The sequence below is a fragment of the uncultured Streptococcus sp. genome (assembly GCF_963536705.1).
GTDB lineage: Bacteria > Bacillota > Bacilli > Lactobacillales > Streptococcaceae > Streptococcus.
In genome coordinates this window covers 175,185-196,904 of record NZ_CAUTAP010000002.1, presented here as the reverse complement: position 1 = coordinate 196,904, position 21,720 = coordinate 175,185, and the positions used below count along the sequence as shown (strand labels likewise).

The window sequence follows — 21,720 nt, the reverse complement described above, 5'->3', positions numbered from 1 at the left end:
ACCACTCTGATTTTTTCTTGATTTTTGAAGCGTTTTCATATACAATAAAAACATCTTAAAAAAGGAGCATATTTTTTATGTTAATCGGTATTCCAAAAGAAATCAAAAATAATGAAAATCGTGTAGCTTTGACACCTGCTGGTGTTCACAGTTTAGTTGGTAAAGGCCATGAAGTTCTGATTGAGACGAATGCAGGACTTGGTTCTGGCTTTGCAGATGCAGACTACGAGAAACAAGGTGCAAAAATCGTCCCTACTGCTGCAGAAGCTTGGGCGGCTGAACTTGTAGTAAAAGTTAAAGAGCCTTTAGAAGCTGAATATGGCTATCTTCGTGATGACCTCTTGCTCTTTACCTATCTGCACATGGCTGCCGCTCCTGAGCTAGCTGATGCTATGACGAGTGCCAAGACGACTGGTCTAGCCTATGAAACCGTACGCGATCAAGATGGACAATTGCCACTCTTGGTACCAATGAGTGAGGTCGCTGGACGGATGGCCGTTCAAATCGGGGCACACTTCTTGACTAAACAAGAAGGAGGATCTGGTGTCTTATTAGGTGGTGTACCAGGTGTTCCTAAGGGGAAAGTAACCATCATCGGTGGTGGTGTCGTAGGAACTCATGCCGCTCGTATCGCTCTTGGACTGGGTGCTCAGGTAACTATTCTGGATATCAGTGCTAAGCGTCTGTCTGTCCTAGAAGATGTCTTTGGCCATCAAATCCAGACCCTCATGTCTAATCCTTTCAATATCGAAGCTAGCGTCCGAGAGGCTGATGTTGTTATCGGTGCTGTCCTCATTCCTGGAGCTAAAGCTCCAAAATTGGTGACAGATGATATGGTTAAACAAATGCGTCCAGGATCTGTCATTGTAGACGTAGCTGTTGACCAAGGCGGTGTCATTGAAACAGCAGACCGTGTAACGACTCACACCGAGCCTGTCTATGAAAAACACGGTGTCCTCCACTATGCAGTTGCAAATATCCCTGGTGCTGTAGCCCGCACTTCTACCATTGCCCTGACCAATGTCACCCTTCCTTATATTGAAGCCTTGGCAGGAAGAGGCTTCAAACAAGCCATTACAGATGACCAAGGACTGCGCCAAGGTGTAACGACTTACCAAGGTCATATCACCAGTCAACCAGTTGCAGAGGGCCTCAACAAGGACTACACATCTATTGACGAACTCGTTTAGTTGAAAATTTCGACTTTTCAAATCAATCTCACAAAAAAGAGCAGAAATAAATCTGCTCTTTTCGTATGCTATTAGATAAAAATCAAAGCTTTCTTTAGTAATACCTCTTTAGCTTTTCTTGATTTTCTTTGAAAAATTCCTCTAGCCATTCCATACCATAGGCATGACTAAAACCTTCTAAAAGAACAGAAAAATCAATCGTATCAAAACCCAACTTTCTCAGGTCCTCAAAGGTTTTGAATGGGGAATGAAAATCTTTGTATTTGATAATAGCTCCTATGTCTTTCAAATCCTGCTCTCTAATGCTAATCATTTTCATCCCTAAAACATATTCAATCGGAACCATTAAAACCGTTAAATGACTAAAAGTATATAAGGTCTCACATAAGTCAACCGCAGGTTGCTTGTTCATACTCGCTACATTATTATTGAGCCAAAGTTCATCATAAGTATTGAGGTTAAATCGTTGTCCTACTCTCGCAATAATCTCATTGATTTTTTGGTTTTCTTGGTAAAATGCATCTACATCTTGCGTTGCTCGCAAGCCATGATGTTCCAATACATAGCCCCCAACACAGATAATAGTTAAAGTAAGGTTGGCTCGAGCCAATTCTTGATTTAAGGCTTCAAAAACTGGTTTCATTTTATCCATGCTTATATCTCTCCATCAGCTCTTGAACATTTGTTAACTTAGCAGGTTTGTTTAAAGAAACTACATACTCATGCGTTGGAGTGTGTTCTTGTAGAGCATATTTCAGACTAACCTTTTGAAAATCCGTCAACTCTTTTGAAGTCAGCAAACGTTCCACATCTTTGTCAGTCAAATAAGAACTATCTTCAAAAATAACCTTTCTAAGGTAACGAAACCAATGACTGGCGTTAAACCTTGATTGCCTAGAAGCATTAATCATATAATCATACCAATCCATCTTCTACCTCTTTTTAAAATTTTATCTTTCCAGATAATAAATTTTAATCATTTTATAAGCCTTAAAAATTCTATATCATGACTGACGTAAACTGATATCTAGTTCTCTGATTTCATTTCTTCTGGCTCAGTTGTAGTCTCTTTAACAGGAGCTGGTTCATAAGCCCGGATAATTTCCGCTACCACTGGATGACGAACGACATCCTTAGCTGAGAAATGCACAAAGTCAATCTGAGAGATATTTTTCAATTTCTCTTGAGCATCAATGAGTCCGGACTTAACATTGCGAGGCAGGTCAACCTGACTGATGTCTCCATTGACAATCATCTTGGACTGGAAGCCCAGCCTCGTCAGAAACATTTTCATCTGCATGATGGTGGTGTTCTGAGCTTCGTCCAGAATCACAAAGGCATCATCCAGCGTCCGCCCTCGCATATAGGCTAAGGGTGCAATCTCAATGATTTCTCGCTCCATGAGGCGAGTCGTCTGGTCCTTGCCCAAAATCTGATACAAGGCATCATAGACCGGACGCAGATATGGATCAACCTTTTCCTTAAGGTCACCAGGCAGAAAGCCCAAACTCTCACCAGCTTCCACTGCCGGCCGCGTCAAGATGATTCGCTTGACCTGCCCACGCTTGAGTGCTGTCACGGCCAAGGTCACCGCCAGAAAGGTCTTCCCTGTTCCAGCTGGCCCGATACCAAAGACAATATCATGATTTTTAACACTATCCACATAGATTTTTTGACCAAGTGTCTTGACGCGAATCGGCTTGCCATAGTTGTCCTTGATGATTTCTTCTTCGTAAAGAGCTACAAACTTATCAATTTCATCATTTTTGACCATGGTAATGGCTGTCACAACATCGGGTGTGCCGATGGTCATGCCACGATTGACCAAAACCAACAGAGCCTGAATGACCTGTCGAGTCTCCTCGCAGGCAGCCTCCGTACCTAAAATCTGCACAATCTCGGTTCGGGCATGAATAGTTACCTTCAATTCCTGCTCCATCAGGCGCAGATGGCGTTCATTAGAGCCAAAGAGATGAAAGGCATCATCTGGATGGCCCAGTTTCAATTCTACTGAATGTTCCTGCAAACAAAGAACCTCTCTATTTTAATTTATTGAATGAATTATCTTTATTATATCAAAGCAAGCAGAAAATGACTATCCCTAGCCACTATCACTTAATGGGCTTGATATTCTTCCCAAATAGCATCGAACTCCCCCAAGTTAAAGGAAAAATTTGCATGCTCCTCCAGAAAACGACTGACCTCGTCAAAATCACCCGTATGCTTGGGAAAGGCCGTATCCTGAAAAGCTAAATCCGCCAAAATAGCCTTGGGCTCCTTGCTCTTAGGATTGCGCTCTGTCATCAGCCAGCTGTAAAAAGATTTTCTCATAGGTTCCTTTCATTTCTTTAAGACAGTATCCTTCCAAGCATCAGCTCTAGATACGTAATTCTTTTTCCTCACACCAACTCCGTTCCAGTCGGGTCCTGCTTGATTTTACCAGCTTTCATCAACCCACCCAGAGCTTTTTTAAACTGGCCTTTGGAAATACCAAAAGTAGTCTTGATATCGTCTGGTGAAGATTTATCATTCAAGGTCATGAAGCCACCATTGCTCTCCAGATAGGTCAGAATCATCTGGGCATCGTTTTCCAACATTTCAAAGGAACGAGGCTTGAGGGAGAGATTAAGCGTGCGGTCTACTTCACGGAAGCCAATCACCCGTGCGTCCAAGACCTGTCCCAGACGAGGCTCTGCATAGCGCTCACTCGGATGGATAAAGCCCAGCATATTATTCTCCGGCAGGTAGACAAAGGTGCCAGAAAGCTTGAGCCGATAAACGATGGCTGGCCAGTTTTGGTTCTGCATGTTATTGTAGGCAGGACGAGCCAGACGCTGGAAATCCTCTTGATAAGCCAGTTGTCCCCAGATACGATCTTTTTTGTCAACATCCAGACGGATATAGAGGCGGTCGCCTTTCTTAGGCCAGAGTTCCTTGATTTCTGGCAAGATGTCTAGTGACACGACAATTTGCTTGTCCGGCAGACCAGTATTGACAAAGACGCCTAGATCCTTGCGGACCTCCGTTACTGTTCCCCAGCCAAATTGGTCTTGGGTCGCTGTAACTTCGAGAGTTGTCAAACGAAGCTTCTGCTTCATATCGCTGTAGGCAAAGCCTTTGACAGACTGACCTAGCTCATGCGCTCCCTCTTCCTTAGAAAGAGCGTAAACCTGACCATCCTTTTGAACAAAGTAAAAGCGATCATTTTCATCCGTGATGATACCCACGATGAAGCTGGCAAGATTTGTATTCATATAGACCTATTTTCTACCTTGCTTCTTCAAACTGGGCAAGGATTTTTGATGTTAAAACAACTCAGTCAGCCAAAGCCAACTGAGTTTTGATTCTGATAAAAATGTTAAACTTCTAAAAGTTCTTTTTCTTTGTTTGCTGTCATCTCATCGATATGTTTGACAGCATCGTCCGTTACTTTTTGAATATCCTTTTCCAAGGTCTTCAATTCGTCTTCAGTGATTTCTTTGGATTTTTCCTGCTTCTTAGCTTCGTCCATAGCATCGCGGCGGATGTTACGGATAGCAACTTTAGCATTTTCACCGACCTTTTTCACTTCTTTAGCTAAGTCACGGCGAGTTTCCTCTGTCAGAGCTGGGATGACCAGACGAATCACAGAGCCATCGCTGGCTGGAGTAATTCCAAGGTCAGAAGCATTAAGCGCACGCTCAATATCCTTGATAGAAGACTTGTCAAAAGGTGTCACCAAAAGAACACGCGCTTCTGGAATCGTAATAGAAGCGATTTGGTTGAGCGGAGTTTCTACTCCATAGTACTCCACATGAATGCGGTCCAAAAGGCTGGCATTGGCGCGGCCTGCACGGATGCTGCCAAATTCACGAGCCAGACTTTGGTGCGAGTGGGTCATTCTTTCTTTTGCTTTTTCTACAATTGCATTTGCCATGAGTTTCTAATCTCCGTTCTTATAAATTATTTGATACTGTTGTTCCGATTTGCTCACCGATAACAACGCGTTTGATATTGCCTGGCTCATTCATATTAAAGACAACCAAGTCAATGTCATTGTCCATAGACAGGGTCGAAGCCGTTGAGTCCATGATCCGCAGTCCCTTGCTGATGACATCTCGGTGGGTCAGCTCATCAAACTTAACAGCGGTCTTGTCTTTCTTAGGATCGGCATTATAGACACCGTCCACGCCATTTTTAGCCATGAGAATCGCATCTGCTTCAATCTCAGCTGAGCGCAAGGCAGCGGTTGTATCGGTTGAAAAATAAGGAGAACCAATACCTGCACCGAAAATGACGATACGGCCTTTTTCCAGATGACGAAGGGCCCGACCACGGATGTAAGGTTCAGCAACCTGCTGCATAGCAATCGCTGTCTGCACGCGCGTATCTACACCTACCTGCTGCAGCGAATCCGCCATTACCAGCGCATTCATGACAGTGCCCAACATACCAGTATAGTCGGCCTGCACACGGTCCATGCCCGCTTCTGCTGCCGGCTCACCCCGCCAAAGGTTTCCACCTCCGATAACCAGAGCAATTTGAACTCCCAAATCATGAACTTCTTTGATTTCTTCCGCCATCTTCTGAACGGTTTGAATATCAATACCAATGCCTTTTTCACCGGCAAGAGCTTCACCCGACAACTTAATCAAAATACGCTTATACTTAGGTTCTACCATTTTTTTACTCCTTATTTTATCTGTACTATTTTACCACATTTTGTGATTTTTATATAGTTAAATCACTGAAATTTTTCTTTTTTCCTTTTAGTAAAATAGCAGAGCAGGCAAGCTCATTTCACAGAAAAACCAGCCCCATCATCAGATAGGACTGGGAATGAATACCTCAATCTTCTTTTACAGTCTACTCACTGCTTGAGCGACTGTTTCTTTTCTCGTTTAGCTAAGAGCGGCAGGATGACACCCAGACTGATCAAGACGATTGGTGTCAGGATATTTGTCAAGAGAGAGAATTGCCAGCCTGCTGGGTCTTTGGCAAAGTCCACTTTCGGAACCATCCCTAAAATGCAGGCAAAGGCTGTAAAGAGGAAGCACCAAGCTCCGATGGCAAAGCCAACTTTTGGATTTTTTGTAAACTTGTACTCGGCATCCTTGTACTTTTTCCAGGCCTTGTTCAACATCATATAAGCCAGGAATACCCAGAGATACCGCATGGGCATAACGATGGAGTTGAGATTGGTCATCCATTTGACCAGGCCGTCAATTTCTTTGATTCCAAAGATAGGCAGAATAATCAAGAAGCTAACCAAAATCCCCGTCAAGATGTAACCGTTAATGAGGACACCTTTTGATGTTCTCTTGCGCAACCAACTTGGAACAAACTCCTCATCAGCATTATTGAGCATGATTTGCAGAGGCGCATCAATAGAGAAAGCCAGTGCAGCAATCTGTCCAACCATGTTGGTCAGGGCATAGATGACTACTAGTACATTGCCCACTCCCCAGTAGTTGCCCAGCTTTTGGAAGGCTTGGTAAGCGCCGTTTCGCATCAGGTCTTCAGGAATATTGCTGCCATCAAAAAGCATACCCATAGCCAAAGAGCCTAGGATAGCAGAGGCCCCAACCATGACAGCCATGACAATCATCCCCTTTGGAAATTCCTTGGCTGGATTGCGGGTTTGGTTAACATAAGGCGAGATTTTCTCAGCCCCACCGACCGCAAAGACTAAGAGGGAGATAGTCGTGAAATAAGAAAAATCAAAGTTGGGAATATAGGTGCTGAGCTTATCCATATTGGCCGTCGCAAACTGCATATCAGGTTTGATAAAAGGAGCACCGACCGCTAAGAGGACGAAGAGGAAAGACATAATCAGCATGGCACTTCCTGCCAAGCCCCCAATCACCTTGAGCGTGGATAGCCCCTTGGTAGACAAGTAGAGAAAGGCACCGAAAATCAGCAAACTAAGAATAACAATCCAGTGAATATCAAGACTGCTTAAAAAATCGCCATTCCCCTGAAGAGCCCAGCCCAGCGGAATCAAAACTCCCTGCGGCTTCTGAGCCAGATAGGGAATATGCACCACCCAGTAAGTCCAGGCCGCAAAATAAGCCAGCCGCTTGGTAGAGGTTTTTTCCACCCAGTCACTGACACCGCCTCCGCTCTCCTTAAAAGTCGAGCCTAGTTGCCCCACGATGAGGGCATAGGGAATAAAGTAAATAGCAAGGATAAGAATCCAAGAAACAATTACCGAAATGCCCTGCTGGGAATAGTTATTAACCACATTTCCCAGACCCCAGACCATATTAAAAGCAATCAGAGATACCATCAGCCAGGTTAGCTGGTTCTGATCTTTTTTCATGACACCGTCTCCTTTTATTATAAAATAAATTGATTCGATATTATTATAACATGTTTCTATGAGTTTGTAATCGCTATCAGCATTTTTATTTCAAAAAAAGAACTACCTGAAGGCAGTTCAATTTAATTCTTAAAGTGAGTTTACGTCAACCTTGATACCAACACCTTGTGTAGTAGTGATAGTCAGGTTGGTTACGTAAGTACCTTTAGCAGTAGCTGGTTTTGCTTTTTGAATTGTGTCGTTGAAAGCTTTGAAGTTTTCAACCAACTTGTCAGCTTCAAATGAAACTTTACCAATGATAGCTTGTACGTTACCTGCACGGTCTGCACGGTAAGTAATCTTACCACCTTTAGACTCTTCAACTGCTTTTGCAACGTCCATTGTTACAGTACCAGTCTTAGGGTTTGGCATCAAGTTACGAGGTCCAAGGACACGTCCAAGGCGACCTACAAGTGCCATCATGTCAGGTGTAGCGATTACTACGTCAAAGTCCAACCAACCGTCGTTGATTTTTGCAACGAGGTCATCTTCACCAACGAAGTCTGCACCAGCAGCTTTTGCTTCTTCAGCTTTAGCACCACGTGCGAAAACAAGAACGCGTGAAGTTTTACCAGTTCCGTTTGGCAATACCATTGCGCCACGGATTTGTTGGTCAGCTTTTTTAACGTCGATGTTCAAGTTGTAAGCAACTTCTACAGTTGCATCGAATTTTGCAAAGTTAGTTTCTTTTGCAAGTGCTACAGCTTCTTCTACGCTGTATGCTTTTGTGCTGTCGATTTTTTCAAGAGCAGCACGAAGTTGTTTGCTTTTTTTAGCCATTTTCTATTCTCCTTGTAAGTGGTTCAATCGATTTTCATCTCCCACGTCACTTCTCGAAATGATGAAGTCTTGCGGGTTATATAGGGAAGTTATTGATTAGTCAACAACAGTGAATCCCATAGAACGAGCAGTACCTTCGATCATACGCATTGCAGACTCAATGTTTGCAGCGTTCAAATCTGGCATCTTAGTTTCTGCAATTTCTTGTACTTGTGCACGAGTAACTGTAGCAACTTTAGTTTTGTTAGGTGTACCTGATCCTTTTTCAACACCTGCAGCTTTTTTCAAAAGAACAGCAGCTGGTGGTGTCTTTGTTACGAAAGTAAATGATTTGTCTTCATATACTGAGATAACAACTGGGATAATCATACCAGCTTGATCAGCTGTACGAGCGTTGAACTCTTTCGTGAATCCCATGATGTTGATACCGGCTTGACCAAGCGCAGGACCAACTGGTGGAGCTGGAGTAGCTTTACCAGCAGGGATTTGCAATTTTACAAGTTTTTCGACTTTTTTAGCCATTTTTAAATCCTCCTTTGTGGTTTTGGCGGTAAATAAAGATTTTTACCTCCCACAAGTATGCTTTTCGCATACCTTTCTATTATACACTAAACTTTGTTAAATGCAAGGAATTTTATCTTCTTTTTTGAATTTTTTGTGGTAAAATAATCTTATGACACTATTAAAGATTGCTTCGATTTTATTTATCTTTTTAACTTTGATTTTAACCACTATTACAGTGCGAGTTTTTCAATTAAGAAAATACGGTTTAAACTTTGCTGACTTGGCTTTTCCGCTTTTTGTTGTGGAATTTTATATCATTTCAGACAAGGCCTACTATCATAGCTTGCTGCCTCAGCTGACCCTAGCTCTATCAGTTCTCGCTATCGCCATCACCATCTATTTTCTAAAGAAAAAACGGAGCTTCTACTATCCTAAGTTCTTTAAGTTCTTCTGGCGGGCTGGTTTTCTTCTGACTTTCTTCATGTACCTAGCCATGGTCATCGGACTCTTTTTGTAATAATGTAAAACAAGACCCATCGGTTATCAGATAGCCGATGGGGTTTTCATATGTGAGATTTACAAGTCCTTCTTTTGCCGTGAAAAAAGGTCCTTCCGATGCTCCTAGTCTTATTCGTGAATCTCTAAAGGCAGTCCATCCGGATCAAAGAAGAAAGCCATCTTACGGCCGTCAAAGTCATCATAACGCAGCTCGGTATGAGGAATCTCCAAACGGTCAAATTCCTCTAGCGTTTCTTCGACATTTGTCACTCGGAAGGCCAGATGCCGCAAACCAGTATGTTCTGGAGAAGGAAAGGCTGGCCGCTTGGGAGCTTCTTCCTTGATGAAAATTTCTAGAGTCAGATTTCCCTTGCGTACGTTAAAGAGAATGTCCTGCTTGTCTGGCCGATGGTGCTCATCCAGCTGCTCAAAGCCTAGCTTGTCCACATAAAACTCCCTAGTTTTGGCATAATCATGACCAATAATCGCAATATGGTGAATGGTGTCTAGTTTCATACCTTCTTTTCCTTTCCTTGGAATAAGTAGAGAAAATCTGCCGGCTGACTGCTGGCAGATTTGTTTTTATCAAATGATTATCTTGCTAACAAACTAGTGAAAATAAAGATTAATTGGTCTGCAGGACCTTTCTCGGCTTGGTTCCCTCGGCTGGTCCGATAACGCCTGCTGCTTCAAGTTCTTCCATAAGACGAGTGGCCCGATTAAAGCCGACAGAGAGTCGCCGCTGAATCATAGATGCGCTGGCTTTCTGAGTCTCGATAACCAAGGCCTTGGCTTCTTCAAAGAGAGGATCACCTTCATCGTCGCCCCCGCCAGTATCCAAATCACTTTCAGATACTTCACCAGGATCAAAGCTATCATCATAATCAGCTTCAGCTTGGTTCTTGACAAAGGCTACGATTCGCTCCACATCTTCATCTGAGATAAAGGAACCCTGCAGACGAACCGGATGGTTTTCATCAATAGGCTTAAAGAGCATATCGCCACGACCCAAGAGCTTTTCCGCACCATTCTCATCCAGAATGGTCCGACTGTCTGTCCCGCTGGACACAGCAAAGGCAATCCGAGAGGGCACATTGGCCTTGATCAGACCGGAGATAACATCTACAGATGGTCGCTGGGTAGCCAGAATCATGTGAATCCCAGCCGCACGCGCTTTTTGTCCCAGACGAATAATGGCGTCTTCCACTTCCTTGCTGGCCACCATCATAAGGTCAGCCAACTCATCCACGATGACGACGATTAAAGGCAGGGGAACCTGCTTGTACTCTGATTGAGCATTGTACTCGGCTACTTTAGCATTGTAGCCGGCAATGTTACGGGCACCGACCTTGGAGAAGAGTTCATAGCGGTTTTCCATCTCGTCTACAACCTTCTGGAGGGCTCGGCTAGCCTTACGTGGATTGGTCACGACTGGGATAAGCAAGTGAGGAATGTCATTATAAACGGATAGCTCCACCATCTTAGGATCCACCATCATAAACTTGACTTCATCCGGTCTGGCTTTCATGAGAATGCTGGCAATAATACCGTTGACAGCCACAGATTTACCAGAGCCAGTAGAGCCAGCCACCAAGAGGTGGGGCATTTTAGCCAAGTCAAAGGAGCGGACAGAGCCGTTAACGGCTTTACCGAGTGGGATTTCTAGGAGCTTGCTGGCATCCGTCTTTGACTGGTCCCAGAGTTCTCGGAAGGTCACGGTCGCAACTTCAGAATTGGGCACTTCAATCCCGACAAGAGATTTCCCAGGAATCGGCGCTTCAATCCGTACATCCTTGGCAGCTAGGGCAAGAGCCAAGTCATCAGCCAGATTGGAAATCCGATTGACCCGAACACCAACAGCTGGCTTGACCTCGTACTTAGTGACGGAAGGTCCGATTTCAGCCCTCTCAACAGCAGCCTTTATCCCAAAACTAGCAAAGGTCTCTTCCAAAATTTTGATATTATCTCGAACAATGCGCTTTTCTTTGGACTGGTTTTTAGGCTTGTCGGGCGCAAAGAGGTTGATGGTCGGCAGCTTGTAGTCCAGACTTTCCTTGGCAGTAAAGTCCACTTCAACGTCTACATCTGTCTCGTCCGTCTCTTCTTCGCGACCAAAGTCCAGAGGCTCGTGAGGGTCATACTCTCCCACTTCCTCATAGTCTGCCTCGTCAAAGTCCACAGCTGTTTCTGACAAGTCCTCGTCATCTAAAATCTCTCCTGTTTCAGGATCGACATCAGCTTCTTCTTGCTCTACTTCAATGGCTTGCATAGCTGCCTGTGCAGCTTTCTCTTCCTGCTCCAAGAAACGAAGCTGCCTCTTTTCTTCCTGCTTCTCTCTCCAATTTTGAAAGGCTGCCATAGCCTTTTCTGAAATGTCATAGATAGACCACGGGCTCATAAGCAGACCGCCCAAAAGAATGAGCAGCAGGCCGAAGAAATAAGAACCGATATTTGAAAAAAGGAAAGAGATAGGCGCGTATAAGAGAGAACCCAGGAGACCGCCTCCCGCAAAGGAGCTGACCTTAAAGGCCGTCAGATCAGTCAAGACCCTGCCTAGAGTTGTGGATAAGACAGCTGCCCCTTCTAGCTTCAACACACTGACGAAATAAGCTTGGAAAATTAACTCCAATCCCAAAAAGAGGCTGATAAATCCTGAAACCGTCCCTTCGTGCTTGTGCAGCCACTTGAAAAAAAAGAGATAGCCAAAGCTGGCCAGAATAGCCAGATAGGCTAAGCTTCCCATCAAGAGGCGAATCATATTATAAATGGTGACCCCAAAGGCGCCTAGCTTAATTGCTGCAAACAAAAGAATAAGAGCCAGCACAAAGGTGGCAATCATTCTCTTTATTGCTTTTTGTCTTTCTAATTCAGCTTTTGTCGGCCGACGAGTTGTCCTGCCTTTTTTCGTGTTTTTCTTAGTTGCCATAACCCTTATTATACCATATTTGAGCCTTAGATGAGAAATCTTTTATCTAAGTCAGAAGCAAAAAAAACTTATTTATCCACGCAAAAAGAACTGGGCTAGCCAGTTCTCATTTCACTATCACAAAATTCTTATTAAGCCTCTGGCATAACCGCCCAGGCAATCAAGTAAGCCAAGACACCTGTACCTGCTGCACAGCAAAAAACAATACAAAGAATACGAACCAAGGTTGGATCTAAATCAAAGTAGTTTGCGATACCAGCACATACACCAGCGATTTTTTTGTTGTTGACATCTCTTGTCAGTCTTTTCTCCATGGAAAACACTCCTTATTATTTTTACACTGTTTATTTTACCATAACATCTCTCAATGCACAAGTTCGCCTGCTATTGAACCCTCTCTTCAGATAAAATTTAATTACATCAAGATAAATTTGTTCACTCTACCATACTTTTAACAAGTCCCAGAAAAACTTTTGTTCTTGTGGTAGAATAGAGAGAAATTCTAATTAACAGTAAAAACATATCAGGAGGAAGATGATGCGAGCCGGAGTCATTCTTTTCAATCCCCAAACCAAGCAAATATTGCTCATCCACCGCTGGAAAAATGGAGAAGAGTATTTTGTGATACCGGGCGGCGGAGCCGAGTCAGGTGAGACTGCAGTCAAAGCAGCTCAGCGAGAAATTCAGGAAGAGCTGGGTTGGAGCTTGTCTGAAAAGCAGCTGCAGCCAGCCTTTACTTTCAGAAATGGCCAACGCTTAGAAATCTATTTTCATGCCGCTATCAGCCATACATCAGCCCCAGTGATTCAGGGCGAGGAAGCCCTTCGCAGTCATGCCCAGAATCTCTATCAGCCTGAATGGCTAGATATAGAAGCAATTCGCAACCTAAACTTACGGCCAGCAGGACTTAAAAATATGCTTCTGGATTGTCTGACACAGGAGGGTTTGAAAAACTAGCTTAATTGTAGTAAAATATCAGTAGTTTACAATCTAATATGAGAAAGGTCTTATATGAAAAAAATTCTTCTTATTAGCCTCTTATCAGGACTTGTCTTGGCTGGCTGCTCTGGTAAAGGTAAGAAAGAGGAGACTACTAGCTCCTCCAACTCATCCAGCAGTTCTTCGCTAGTGAGCTCTAGCTCTGACCCAGAGGAAACCAGCAAACTCCGTGAGCAATTCAAGGATGCCATGACCAACGAAAATGCCAATTTTCCGCAGCTATCTACAGAAGTTGCTGAAGATGAAGCGGAAGTCAAGTTGATAACGACTGAAGGCGATATCCGCATCAAGCTCTTTCCAAAACAAGCCCCACTGGCCGTTGAAAACTTCCTAACTCATGCCAAGGAAGGCTACTATGATGGCGTTTTATTCCACCGTGTAATCAATGAATTCATGATTCAGACCGGAGATCCTAAAGGCAACGGCACTGGAGGCGAGTCTATCTGGAAGGGAAAAGATAAGTCTAAAGACTCTGGAAACGGCTTTAAAAATGAGTATTCTCCATATCTCTATAATATTCGTGGCGCCCTATCCATGGCCAATGCAGGCCCTGATACCAATGGCAGTCAGTTCTTCATTAATCAAAGCAAGAAAGACTTGTCTAGCCAAATGTCTACGGATTCTTTCCCAGCTAAGATCATCGAAGCCTATAAAAACGGTGGAAATCCTACTTTAGATGGCGGTGCTTATACCGTATTTGGCCAAGTGTTGGAAGGTATGGATGTGGTGGACAAAATCGCTGCCGCAGAAACAGACGATAATGACAAGCCTAAAAAAGATATCAAGATTGAAAAAATCGAGATTATCAAGGACTATGACTTCAGCAAATAAGAGCTGACCGCCCAACCAATAAAGGAGGGAAATCAATATGATTATATGGGGATATAAAGGTTATCAGAAAAACTTAGGACAGACCCAAAGCAATATCGAGTGTGCCAACTGCCACAACGTCGCACCTTGGGACATTATTGAAACCCGCCGAAAGTTTACACTCTATTGGATTCCTACCTTTCCTTACGGTAGAAAACATTACCTCACCTGCCCTGTCTGCCAGCACGGCAAGCAGATTGAAAAGCAGGAAATCGAGCAGTTTTTGACTTATTAGCAACAGAAAGAGACGATTCTCAATGAACCGTCTCTTTTCTTTTTTTAATTTTATCAAGTCAAGTGGTTAAAATCCCAGATCTGGTCCATCCAGCCTTCATAGAAATCAGGCTCGTGACAGACCATAAGGATGCTGCCCTTGTATTCTTTCAGAGCTCGTTTGAGCTCTTCCTTGGCATCGACATCCAGGTGATTGGTCGGCTCGTCCAGCACCAGAACATTATTTTCTCGGTTCATGAGGAGGCAAAGACGGACCTTGGCCTGCTCTCCACCTGAAAGGACCTGGATCTGGCTCTCGATGTGCTTGGAAGTCAGACCACATCTGGCCAGAGCTGCTCGGACTTCCGCTTGATTAAGGGCCGGAAAGGCGTTCCAGACTGCTTCCAGCGGTGTCTGACGATTGCCGCCCTCGACTTCCTGCTCGAAATAGCCAAGCTCCAGATAGTCCCCACGCTCGACCTGACCTGCGATAGGCGGGATAATCCCCAACAAACTCTTGAGCAGGGTTGTTTTTCCAATCCCATTCGCTCCGATGATTGCTACCTTCTGATTGCGCTCAAAGGTCAGGTTAAGGGGCTGGGTTAGCGGTCGGTCGTAGCCAATCTGCAAATCCTTGGCTTGGAAGATAAAGCGGCCAGGTGTTCGGGCAGGCTTGAAGTCAAATGAAGGCTTAGGCTTCTCACTCTGCAGCTCAATAATGTCCATCTTATCCAGCTTTTTCTGACGTGACATAGCCATATTACGGGTCGCCACGCGGGCTTTGTTGCGAGCCACAAAGTCCTTGAGGTCCGCAATTTCCTTCTGCTGGCGCTCGTAGGCCGCTTCCAGCTGAGATTTTTTCATCTCATAGACCTCTAAAAACTGGTAATAATCCCCAGAATAGCGGGTCAACTGTTGATTTTCCACATGGTAGACGATATTGATCACATCATTCAGGAAAGGAATATCATGCGAGATCAGAACAAAGGCATTTTCATAGTTTTGGAGATAGCGCTTGAGCCAGTCAATGTGCTCAGCATCCAGATAGTTGGTTGGCTCGTCCAAGAGCAGGATATCCGGTTTTTCCAGAAGCAGCTTAGCTAAGAGAACCTTAGTCCGCTGCCCACCAGATAGCTCCGTCACATCACTCTCCATACCGTAGTCCATGACACCTAGTGCCCGTGCAACCTCATCAATCTTGGCATCTAGTGTATAGAAATCTCGGCTCTCCAAGCGGTCCTGCAGCTCGCCCACTTCTTCCATCAGAGCATCAACGTCCGCTCCTTCCTCAGCCATGCTCATATAGATTTCATTGATGCGGGCCTCAGTTTTGAAAAGCTCGTCAAAAGCTGTGCGCAAGACATCGCGGACAGACTGGCCTTGCTCCAACACAGCATGCTGATCCAGATAGCCAGCAGTTACATATTTGGACCACTCAACCTTACCCTCGTCTGGTAGCATTTTCCCTGTCACAATGCTCATAAAGGTTGACTTACCTTCACCATTAGCACCAACCAAGCCAATATGCTCACCCTTGAGCAGACGGAAGGATACATCCTCAAAAATAGCCCGGTCACCAAAACCGTGGCTGAGATTTTTTACTTCTAAAATACTCATCTTTTCTCCTCTATCATTGATTGCAGTTCCTTGATTATACCATCAAAAGGGATTTTTTGGCAAGATAGAAGAAAAGGAAAAGCGAGCCACTTAAGTCTCGCCTGCTTGTTCTCAATTCGCATGATGCGTATGCTTGGTAATCCACTGGGTCAGTTTGATTTTCAGCCAAAAGCCATAAATACCACAGGTAACAATGGTCAATAGCCACCACTTAATCCAATTCCCAAAAAGCTGCATAGCGGTACCGTCAAAGTAAAGGCGGTGCCCGTCAATAACTGTATGTTTTATCTTCCAATTATACAGAATACACATGCCCCAAGGTGCACAAATTCCCAGCGTAAATACTGTAATCAAGGTAGCTAAAATCACATGACCGATGTAAGAAAAGAGACCACCATCAAAATAAGACTCTTTGTACATACTTTCTCCCCCTTTAAACCAACTCTTTCAGAAATTGAATCAGGGTCTCTGCAGAGCGTTTACCAGCTTCAAGAATGAATTCATCAAAAGTGACATTAGCATCATGACTTGCCGTATCGCTCATGGCGCGAATAACCATAAAGGGCAGACCAATCGAATGTGTAGCTTGAGCAATAGCTGCTCCTTCCATTTCGACAGCCAAAACATCTGGAAAATATTGCTTAATGCGGTCAATCTTGTCTTGACCAGCAACAAAGCTGTCACCTGTCGCAATCAAGCCTACTCTGGCCTTCTGATGGGTCTTGTCTAAAATTTTCTTCATTTCAGATACCAGATAGCGACTCGCTTCAAAATAGAGTGGCTGCCGTGCCATCTGACCGTAGTCATAGCCAAAGGCCGTTACGTCCACATCATGGTAGACCAGACGATCTGCGACCACCACATCGCCGATAGCTAGGCCTTCTGCCACTGCTCCAGCTGAGCCTGTGTTAAGCACAGCTGTAACCTTAAAGTCATTGACCAAAACAGCCACACTCATAGCGGACATAACCTTGCCAATCCCGCTTTCGACCAACACCACTTCATGGTAGCCAATAGAGCCCGTATGATAGACATGGCCCAAACGTAGGTGCTTCTGCGGGTTTTCTAAATGCTCCAACAGAATCTTCAACTCCTCGGGCATGGCTGCGATAATTCCAATTTTCATATAATACCTCAAATCATCTGATGAAAAAGAAGCTTAGACAGGCTAGGCTTCCTTTCAAGTGCAATAGAGCAGTTTTTTAAGGCCACCAAATAATAGCTGCAATCAAACCAATCAGTAGGATAACTACCCAAAGGAGAATCTTATTGAGTTTGGCTTGAAAGAGGCTCCGCTTTTGGTTTTCAATCCGACGGCTCTTGGTCACGGTCGGGTCTACCTCAATGTGCAGAGTCTCATCCGTAAACTCCTCTTGGTTTTGAGCAGTCTGATAGCCAAAACGACTCTGCTGAGACCGAGCTTCTTCATAACCAAAGCGGTTTTGAGGGCTTTGATAGCCAAACTGAGTATCCTGTCGGCTAGACTGCTGCGAGCTAAAGGAGCTTCTGCTAGTTGAAAGAATCTTGGTTTCCTCGTCATCCATGAGAGGCGGCCCCGAAATATCCTCACCGCGGTTGGCCCGCTCAATGATTTCATCTGTTAATAAAGCTTTTCCCATTGATCTACGTTCCTATTTATTCAGATTTTTTTGTTCCCAGTACTGAAGGGCCATGATGGTCTTGGCATCACAAATGTCACCGTTTTGCAGCAACTGGTGTGCCTCCTCCAGACTGACTTCAAAAAGTTCCAATGTTTCATCCTCGTCTTGGGGACGAGGGTTTTCGACCTTTGTTAAATGGCTGGCGCTGTAGAGCTTGATTTTTTCATTGCAAAAACCGATTGCAGAGTAGAAATCATAGACCAACTCCAGTTGTCCTGTGTAGCCGGTCTCTTCTTCTAATTCTCGGAGGGCCGCCGCTTGGGGATCTGCATTCTCTCCTACCTCCAGCTTGCCAGCTGGAATCTCGTAAGAAGTCGCTTCAATCGCCTTGCGGTACTGCTTGACTAAAATCATCTTATTTTCCGGGGTGATAGCAATTACAGCCACCGCCCCATTATGAAAAATCAAATCCCGTTGGGCTTGACCCTTGCCCTCTGGCAGCTCTACCTGGTCCTGAACCACTTTAAAAATCGGTCCCTGATAAATCTCCGTCCGTTGGACGGTTTTTTCTTCAAATTCCATGATTAAACCTACTTATTTTGAGGGTGATGAGGAAGTCGCTTAGCATAATCTTCCTTGTTAATCTGACGGCCACGTCCCAGAGCAATGGCATCTGCTGGTACATCTTTCGTAATAGTAGAACCCGCACCGACCAGTGAGTTGTCACCCAGCTCCACTGGGGCAATAATGGTCGAGTTGGAACCAACAAAGACATTGTCGCCAATGACAGTCTTGTACTTCTTTTGACCGTCATAGTTGACCGTAATCGTACCCGCACCAAAGTTGACATTAGCACCGACTTCAGAATTTCCAATATAGGTCAAATGACCAGCCTTGGTATTTTCTCCGATTGACGATCCTTTAACTTCAACAAAGTTTCCGACATGAACATCCTTGGCCAGACTAGAACCTGGACGAATGTGAGCGTAAGGCCCGACCGTCACTCCATCTTCCACACTAGACTCCTCAATCATAGAATTGGTGATAACGGCCCGCTCTCCAATGATAGAGTCCACAATATAAGTACCATTGGTCAGGATAGTCTCTGCCCCAATCTTGGTCTGACCTTTCAGGGTCACATTTGCTTCAACTTGAACTTCTGGCGCAATTTCTACATCCACATCGATATAGGTCGCATGAGGATTGACAAAGCTGACACCATTGACCATATGCTGCTGGTTAATCCGACGGCGCATGACACCCTCAGCTGTAGCTAAAGCCACGCGGTCATTAACACCCAAGCTTTCATCAAAGTCTTTGAGCGTATAAGCGCCGACTTTATCACCATTTTCGCGGAAAATACCAATCACATCTGTGATATAGTATTCGCCTTGAGCATTATTGGTATTGATATTTTTGAGGGCTTCAAAGAGGCGAGCATTGTCAAAGACGTAAGTCCCCGTATTGATTTCCTTGATTTGCTGCTCAAAGTCAGAAGCATCCTTCTGCTCAACAATTTTCAAAACTTCGTCGTGCTGATTGCGAACGATACGGCCGTAGCCGAAAGGATTATCTGCTTCTGCCGTCAGGATAGTCGCAACATTCTTGTGGTTGATATGGAAGTCAATCAGGTTTTTCAGGCTTTCTCCTGTAATCAGGGGAGTGTCACCAGCAATAACCAGCGTCTGACCTATCAGATTTTCCAAAACAGGCTCTGCCATCATAACGGCATGGCCCGTTCCCAACTGCTCAGTCTGACGGACAAAGTCTGTCTGACCTGCCAAGACTTGCTCGACTAGCTCTGCCTTGTGGCCAACAACTGTCACGGTCTTCTCTGGATCAATAGCATTAACACTGCGAAAAACATGTTCTAGCATGGAAATCCCTGCAACCTTGTGCAGCACTTTTGGTAAATCTGACTTCATGCGAGTACCTTTACCCGCAGCCAAAATAATCGCGTAATTTGTCATCAATTATCTCTTTTCTGTAGGATATCACCTTTATTATATCACTAAAAGGTAATTTTTAAAAATTTAAAATCAAGTCATCCCCATAAAAATCTGCAACAAAAAAACTTTTGCACAAAAAAATCAGCCTTTAAACAGCTGATTTTGCTTCTTTTTCTTTGATTTTCTTTGGAAGTTGGACTTTTGCTTTGCCATAGTCCTTGAAAACAGCCCGCTGCTTGAAGTAAATCAATTCTCCATCTAAAGCTGTATCTTCGTCCAAATCCATGGTCATATCAATAGAGCGAATGGTCCGAGTCTTAGGGTCCACCACAAACGCAACCTGACACTTCTCAATATCTATGGTTGTATCATAATGCTCATCGTTATAAGCATAGTAGAAGGCATCGATAAGGTCATAGGCCAAATCACCTTCTGCTGTCACCGAAAACTCATAGCCCCCGTCCACTTTTTTCTTAGTCAGTTCTGACTCATTATCTACCATGACCTGCAGCAAAACCTTAAAGGAGGACATGCCCGAATAGCCATCAATATGTTTCCGTGACTCCGTGTCATCAATCGTCTCAAATCCATCCTTTTCTTCCAAGTACATCCGATCTTCGCTGAAATAATGGGTCAGTTCTTGATCATCATAGGTTTCGTAAAGCTTAGCTAAATAAGGTGAATCTGAAACAGTCAGCTGTTTAATCGTCTTGGCTTTTCTTTTTTTGTAGCCCTCTAGATAGGTTGACTCAGACAGCCGATCCATGTAAAAACTATCATGATCGAATTTTTTCAAGGATGCATCCACTACAGCAGACAGCTTAAAGCGGGATTCAAGAGCTTCTGCGATTCCTCCAGGCTTAAAGTAAGTATAGAGAAAGGTTCCGCCAATCAGTACAAAGCAGACACAGCCGTAAATGATAAAAAAATGAACCTTCTTCAAAATCAATCCTCCTAGAAGCCTTCTGTCGTTTTATAGCTTATATTATAAGCTTTTTTAGAGCTATTTTCAATCATTTTCAGAAACGGTCTTTGAAGACTGTAGCGTAAGAAATGCTAATTGGTTTTTCAAACTCTCAAAGTCATTGCCAAATGTATCTACAAGTCAAGTAGCTGTCCTGAAAATTCAGTTCTCCATTTTCCTTGGCATACAAACAGAAATCATCATCTAGCTCTTCTGATTTCACAGCCTGATTGATATCTTTTAAGTCATAGCTCTTGTTTTTCTTCATTACTTTCATGTTGCGACTGGTTACTTCAAACTCCAACCACCGTCGATTTTGATAATCTCACCCTGCATAGCAGCTGCCTTGCCACTGGCTAGAAAGAGACTAACATCAGCTACTTCCTGAGGATCCAGCCAGCGCTTGATAGGCGTTTCCTCAGCAACCCATTCAGCTAATCCGCCTGGCTCAAAATCTGCGGCAGTCATGGCTGTCTTGACTGCGCCTGGCGCAAGACCAAAGACTTGGATATTTTTATCCGCATAGTCCAAGGCTATCTGCTTGGTCAGGCCAGCCAGAGCATGCTTAGAGGCTGTATAGGCAGCACCGCCACCGCCAGCCAGAAAGCTAGCAATTGAGCACATATTAATGATGATACCAGACTTTTTCTCCAGCATTTTCTGCAAGTAAAAGCGAGTGATTTTCATAGTCGCTGTCAGATTAAGCGCAAAAATCTGCTCCCAGTCCTCATCGCTGGTCTCGTGCAGGGGACGATAATCGTCCAAGATACCTGCTGTATTACAGAGAATGTCCACCTCAGGAAAGCTAGTGAAGAGTGGTGTCAAATCACCTGTCAAATCCATCTTGACAAAACGAAGCTCATTGAGAAAGCCTGGATTTTCATCCTTGTCCACCCCATAAACCCGGTAGCCATTTTCCAAAAAGGTCAGAGCCTGAGCTCGGCCGATGCCAGAGCTAGCTCCCGTCACCAGCACCGTCTTAGTCATCTACTTCCACCCAATCTGTCGCGAGGACATCACAAGGAGTCGGACTCCACATGGAGAAGCCCTCCCCTTCTCCTGAAACATTGATGAGGAAATAAGGTGTCACTTCGAGAGCCACCCCATTCTGCTCAATCGTGTCAAAGAGCTGGACGTAGTTCTCTGCCCCACCCCAACCTGTACGCACATATTTTTTCTTGGCCTTAAGGCCAGGTAAAATTTCTTCAAATGTCATGGTTTTCTCCTTTTGCTTATTGATATTCATATACAAATTAGCTGATAATCGTC

At 44.3% G+C, this 21,720-nt stretch carries 27 protein-coding genes; 5 read left to right on the top strand and 22 right to left on the bottom strand.

Annotated features, from left to right (window positions below):
* The first annotated feature begins 77 nt into the window (after nucleotides 1–77).
* Nucleotides 78–1,190 (top strand): alanine dehydrogenase, encoded by a 1,113-nt coding sequence (ald, locus tag RWX26_RS02295; protein ID WP_314578780.1) that lies wholly within the window; start codon nucleotides 78–80, stop codon nucleotides 1,188–1,190.
* Between the two features lie 94 nt (nucleotides 1,191–1,284).
* Here the strand turns inward: ald and RWX26_RS02290 are convergent, their stop codons facing one another.
* From RWX26_RS02290 to rplK, 10 genes are all read right to left on the bottom strand, one after another.
* Nucleotides 1,285–1,842: a DUF6036 family nucleotidyltransferase gene (locus tag RWX26_RS02290; protein ID WP_314578778.1), complete on the bottom strand. Its 558-nt coding sequence runs from the start codon at nucleotides 1,840–1,842 to the stop codon at nucleotides 1,285–1,287.
* Nucleotides 1,835–2,119, bottom strand: coding sequence for a hypothetical protein (locus RWX26_RS02285; RefSeq protein WP_314578775.1), 285 nt, complete (start codon nucleotides 2,117–2,119; stop codon nucleotides 1,835–1,837). Before RWX26_RS02285 ends, RWX26_RS02290 begins: the two co-directional genes overlap by 8 nt.
* A 98-nt stretch (nucleotides 2,120–2,217) precedes the next feature.
* Nucleotides 2,218–3,216, bottom strand: a complete 999-nt coding sequence (locus RWX26_RS02280; RefSeq protein WP_314578772.1) for a PhoH family protein — start codon at nucleotides 3,214–3,216, stop codon at nucleotides 2,218–2,220.
* An 89-nt stretch (nucleotides 3,217–3,305) separates the two neighbouring features.
* On the bottom strand, nucleotides 3,306–3,521 hold the full coding sequence (locus tag RWX26_RS02275) for a YozE family protein (RefSeq protein WP_314578769.1): 216 nt from the start codon (nucleotides 3,519–3,521) through the stop codon (nucleotides 3,306–3,308).
* A 68-nt stretch (nucleotides 3,522–3,589) separates the two neighbouring features.
* The gene (cvfB, locus tag RWX26_RS02270) at nucleotides 3,590–4,444 is read right to left on the bottom strand and encodes an RNA-binding virulence regulatory protein CvfB (RefSeq protein ID WP_314578767.1); all 855 of its coding nucleotides are present in this window, start codon (nucleotides 4,442–4,444) and stop codon (nucleotides 3,590–3,592) included.
* Between the two features lie 104 nt (nucleotides 4,445–4,548).
* Nucleotides 4,549–5,106 (bottom strand): ribosome recycling factor, encoded by a 558-nt coding sequence (gene frr, locus RWX26_RS02265; RefSeq protein ID WP_314578764.1) that lies wholly within the window; start codon nucleotides 5,104–5,106, stop codon nucleotides 4,549–4,551.
* A 19-nt stretch (nucleotides 5,107–5,125) separates the two neighbouring features.
* Nucleotides 5,126–5,851: a UMP kinase gene (gene pyrH, locus RWX26_RS02260; protein WP_314578762.1), complete on the bottom strand. Its 726-nt coding sequence runs from the start codon at nucleotides 5,849–5,851 to the stop codon at nucleotides 5,126–5,128.
* 188 nt (nucleotides 5,852–6,039) lie between these two features.
* The gene (locus tag RWX26_RS02255) at nucleotides 6,040–7,491 is read right to left on the bottom strand and encodes an amino acid permease (protein ID WP_314578757.1); all 1,452 of its coding nucleotides are present in this window, start codon (nucleotides 7,489–7,491) and stop codon (nucleotides 6,040–6,042) included.
* 129 nt (nucleotides 7,492–7,620) lie between these two features.
* Entirely contained in the window at nucleotides 7,621–8,310 is a 690-nt protein-coding gene (gene rplA, locus RWX26_RS02250; protein ID WP_002894855.1) for a 50S ribosomal protein L1, read from the bottom strand.
* A 96-nt stretch (nucleotides 8,311–8,406) separates the two neighbouring features.
* Nucleotides 8,407–8,832 carry a 50S ribosomal protein L11 gene (gene rplK, locus RWX26_RS02245; protein WP_001085808.1) on the bottom strand — a complete coding sequence of 142 codons (426 nt, stop codon included), beginning with the start codon at nucleotides 8,830–8,832 and terminating at the stop codon, nucleotides 8,407–8,409.
* 151 nt (nucleotides 8,833–8,983) lie between these two features.
* On the opposite strand from rplK, the gene RWX26_RS02240 reads away from it, so the two are divergent.
* Entirely contained in the window at nucleotides 8,984–9,331 is a 348-nt protein-coding gene (locus RWX26_RS02240; RefSeq protein ID WP_002897148.1) for a DUF3397 domain-containing protein, read from the top strand.
* A gap of 110 nt (nucleotides 9,332–9,441) precedes the next feature.
* On the opposite strand, the gene RWX26_RS02235 is transcribed toward RWX26_RS02240, so the two are convergent.
* The 3 genes from RWX26_RS02235 to RWX26_RS02225 form a co-directional block, all read right to left on the bottom strand.
* Nucleotides 9,442–9,828, bottom strand: a complete 387-nt coding sequence (locus RWX26_RS02235) for a VOC family protein (RefSeq protein ID WP_125351183.1) — start codon at nucleotides 9,826–9,828, stop codon at nucleotides 9,442–9,444.
* Nucleotides 9,829–9,937: 109 nt separating this feature from the next.
* Nucleotides 9,938–12,238 (bottom strand): DNA translocase FtsK, encoded by a 2,301-nt coding sequence (locus RWX26_RS02230; RefSeq protein WP_314578750.1) that lies wholly within the window; start codon nucleotides 12,236–12,238, stop codon nucleotides 9,938–9,940.
* Nucleotides 12,239–12,369: 131 nt separating this feature from the next.
* On the bottom strand, nucleotides 12,370–12,552 hold the full coding sequence (locus RWX26_RS02225) for a PspC domain-containing protein (RefSeq protein ID WP_002897145.1): 183 nt from the start codon (nucleotides 12,550–12,552) through the stop codon (nucleotides 12,370–12,372).
* A 223-nt stretch (nucleotides 12,553–12,775) separates the two neighbouring features.
* Here RWX26_RS02225 and RWX26_RS02220 point away from each other — a divergent pair, with 223 nt between their 5' ends.
* From RWX26_RS02220 to RWX26_RS02210, 3 genes are read left to right on the top strand one after another with little or no spacing between them, the layout of a single operon-like run.
* The gene (locus tag RWX26_RS02220; RefSeq protein ID WP_314578829.1) at nucleotides 12,776–13,195 is read left to right on the top strand and encodes an NUDIX domain-containing protein; all 420 of its coding nucleotides are present in this window, start codon (nucleotides 12,776–12,778) and stop codon (nucleotides 13,193–13,195) included.
* A 54-nt stretch (nucleotides 13,196–13,249) separates the two neighbouring features.
* A complete protein-coding gene (locus RWX26_RS02215; protein ID WP_168955753.1) occupies nucleotides 13,250–14,068 on the top strand; it encodes a peptidylprolyl isomerase in 819 nt (272 codons plus the stop codon).
* Between the two features lie 37 nt (nucleotides 14,069–14,105).
* Nucleotides 14,106–14,342 carry a zinc-ribbon domain-containing protein gene (locus RWX26_RS02210; RefSeq protein ID WP_314578746.1) on the top strand — a complete coding sequence of 79 codons (237 nt, stop codon included), beginning with the start codon at nucleotides 14,106–14,108 and terminating at the stop codon, nucleotides 14,340–14,342.
* Between the two features lie 53 nt (nucleotides 14,343–14,395).
* On the opposite strand, the gene RWX26_RS02205 is transcribed toward RWX26_RS02210, so the two are convergent.
* From RWX26_RS02205 to RWX26_RS02165, 9 genes are all read right to left on the bottom strand, one after another.
* Nucleotides 14,396–15,937: an ABC-F family ATP-binding cassette domain-containing protein gene (locus RWX26_RS02205; protein ID WP_314578743.1), complete on the bottom strand. Its 1,542-nt coding sequence runs from the start codon at nucleotides 15,935–15,937 to the stop codon at nucleotides 14,396–14,398.
* A 111-nt stretch (nucleotides 15,938–16,048) separates the two neighbouring features.
* The gene (locus RWX26_RS02200; protein ID WP_002918611.1) at nucleotides 16,049–16,357 is read right to left on the bottom strand and encodes a DUF898 family protein; all 309 of its coding nucleotides are present in this window, start codon (nucleotides 16,355–16,357) and stop codon (nucleotides 16,049–16,051) included.
* 13 nt (nucleotides 16,358–16,370) lie between these two features.
* Nucleotides 16,371–17,063: a 5'-methylthioadenosine/adenosylhomocysteine nucleosidase gene (locus RWX26_RS02195; protein WP_268689056.1), complete on the bottom strand. Its 693-nt coding sequence runs from the start codon at nucleotides 17,061–17,063 to the stop codon at nucleotides 16,371–16,373.
* A gap of 76 nt (nucleotides 17,064–17,139) precedes the next feature.
* Complete coding sequence (gene macP, locus RWX26_RS02190; RefSeq protein ID WP_268689057.1) at nucleotides 17,140–17,556, bottom strand: cell wall synthase accessory phosphoprotein MacP; 417 nt, start codon at nucleotides 17,554–17,556, stop codon at nucleotides 17,140–17,142.
* 12 nt (nucleotides 17,557–17,568) lie between these two features.
* Nucleotides 17,569–18,120 carry an NUDIX hydrolase gene (locus RWX26_RS02185; protein ID WP_002894822.1) on the bottom strand — a complete coding sequence of 184 codons (552 nt, stop codon included), beginning with the start codon at nucleotides 18,118–18,120 and terminating at the stop codon, nucleotides 17,569–17,571.
* An 8-nt stretch (nucleotides 18,121–18,128) separates the two neighbouring features.
* The gene (gene glmU, locus RWX26_RS02180; protein WP_314578737.1) at nucleotides 18,129–19,508 is read right to left on the bottom strand and encodes a bifunctional UDP-N-acetylglucosamine diphosphorylase/glucosamine-1-phosphate N-acetyltransferase GlmU; all 1,380 of its coding nucleotides are present in this window, start codon (nucleotides 19,506–19,508) and stop codon (nucleotides 18,129–18,131) included.
* 127 nt (nucleotides 19,509–19,635) lie between these two features.
* Nucleotides 19,636–20,430: a hypothetical protein gene (locus RWX26_RS02175; RefSeq protein WP_314578735.1), complete on the bottom strand. Its 795-nt coding sequence runs from the start codon at nucleotides 20,428–20,430 to the stop codon at nucleotides 19,636–19,638.
* A gap of 309 nt (nucleotides 20,431–20,739) precedes the next feature.
* Complete coding sequence (locus tag RWX26_RS02170; RefSeq protein WP_314578732.1) at nucleotides 20,740–21,438, bottom strand: 3-oxoacyl-ACP reductase; 699 nt, start codon at nucleotides 21,436–21,438, stop codon at nucleotides 20,740–20,742.
* Nucleotides 21,431–21,667: a DUF2829 domain-containing protein gene (locus RWX26_RS02165; RefSeq protein WP_002899859.1), complete on the bottom strand. Its 237-nt coding sequence runs from the start codon at nucleotides 21,665–21,667 to the stop codon at nucleotides 21,431–21,433. The genes RWX26_RS02170 and RWX26_RS02165 overlap by 8 nt, the downstream gene beginning before the upstream one ends.
* Nucleotides 21,668–21,720 lie beyond the last annotated feature (53 nt).

Bases quoted from the DNA above. Each gene is read 5' to 3' on its own strand.
- RWX26_RS02255 (WP_314578757.1), bottom strand. From the start codon at position 7,491: ATGAAAAAAGATCAGAACCAGCTAACCTGGCTGATGGTATCTCTGATT.
- RWX26_RS02240 (WP_002897148.1), top strand. From the start codon at position 8,984: ATGACACTATTAAAGATTGCTTCGATTTTATTTATCTTTTTAACTTTG.
- RWX26_RS02165 (WP_002899859.1), bottom strand. From the start codon at position 21,667: ATGACATTTGAAGAAATTTTACCTGGCCTTAAGGCCAAGAAAAAATAT.
- glmU (WP_314578737.1), bottom strand. From the start codon at position 19,508: ATGACAAATTACGCGATTATTTTGGCTGCGGGTAAAGGTACTCGCATG.
- RWX26_RS02215 (WP_168955753.1), top strand. From the start codon at position 13,250: ATGAAAAAAATTCTTCTTATTAGCCTCTTATCAGGACTTGTCTTGGCT.
- pyrH (WP_314578762.1), bottom strand. From the start codon at position 5,851: ATGGTAGAACCTAAGTATAAGCGTATTTTGATTAAGTTGTCGGGTGAA.
- cvfB (WP_314578767.1), bottom strand. From the start codon at position 4,444: ATGAATACAAATCTTGCCAGCTTCATCGTGGGTATCATCACGGATGAA.
- RWX26_RS02225 (WP_002897145.1), bottom strand. From the start codon at position 12,552: ATGGAGAAAAGACTGACAAGAGATGTCAACAACAAAAAAATCGCTGGT.
- RWX26_RS02230 (WP_314578750.1), bottom strand. From the start codon at position 12,238: ATGGCAACTAAGAAAAACACGAAAAAAGGCAGGACAACTCGTCGGCCG.
- RWX26_RS02195 (WP_268689056.1), bottom strand. From the start codon at position 17,063: ATGAAAATTGGAATTATCGCAGCCATGCCCGAGGAGTTGAAGATTCTG.
- RWX26_RS02205 (WP_314578743.1), bottom strand. From the start codon at position 15,937: ATGAGTATTTTAGAAGTAAAAAATCTCAGCCACGGTTTTGGTGACCGG.
- RWX26_RS02170 (WP_314578732.1), bottom strand. From the start codon at position 21,438: ATGACTAAGACGGTGCTGGTGACGGGAGCTAGCTCTGGCATCGGCCGA.
- RWX26_RS02210 (WP_314578746.1), top strand. From the start codon at position 14,106: ATGATTATATGGGGATATAAAGGTTATCAGAAAAACTTAGGACAGACC.
- rplK (WP_001085808.1), bottom strand. From the start codon at position 8,832: ATGGCTAAAAAAGTCGAAAAACTTGTAAAATTGCAAATCCCTGCTGGT.
- RWX26_RS02220 (WP_314578829.1), top strand. From the start codon at position 12,776: ATGCGAGCCGGAGTCATTCTTTTCAATCCCCAAACCAAGCAAATATTG.
- macP (WP_268689057.1), bottom strand. From the start codon at position 17,556: ATGGGAAAAGCTTTATTAACAGATGAAATCATTGAGCGGGCCAACCGC.
- RWX26_RS02235 (WP_125351183.1), bottom strand. From the start codon at position 9,828: ATGAAACTAGACACCATTCACCATATTGCGATTATTGGTCATGATTAT.
- RWX26_RS02285 (WP_314578775.1), bottom strand. From the start codon at position 2,119: ATGGATTGGTATGATTATATGATTAATGCTTCTAGGCAATCAAGGTTT.
- frr (WP_314578764.1), bottom strand. From the start codon at position 5,106: ATGGCAAATGCAATTGTAGAAAAAGCAAAAGAAAGAATGACCCACTCG.
- ald (WP_314578780.1), top strand. From the start codon at position 78: ATGTTAATCGGTATTCCAAAAGAAATCAAAAATAATGAAAATCGTGTA.
- RWX26_RS02185 (WP_002894822.1), bottom strand. From the start codon at position 18,120: ATGGAATTTGAAGAAAAAACCGTCCAACGGACGGAGATTTATCAGGGA.
- RWX26_RS02290 (WP_314578778.1), bottom strand. From the start codon at position 1,842: ATGGATAAAATGAAACCAGTTTTTGAAGCCTTAAATCAAGAATTGGCT.
- rplA (WP_002894855.1), bottom strand. From the start codon at position 8,310: ATGGCTAAAAAAAGCAAACAACTTCGTGCTGCTCTTGAAAAAATCGAC.
- RWX26_RS02275 (WP_314578769.1), bottom strand. From the start codon at position 3,521: ATGAGAAAATCTTTTTACAGCTGGCTGATGACAGAGCGCAATCCTAAG.
- RWX26_RS02200 (WP_002918611.1), bottom strand. From the start codon at position 16,357: ATGTACAAAGAGTCTTATTTTGATGGTGGTCTCTTTTCTTACATCGGT.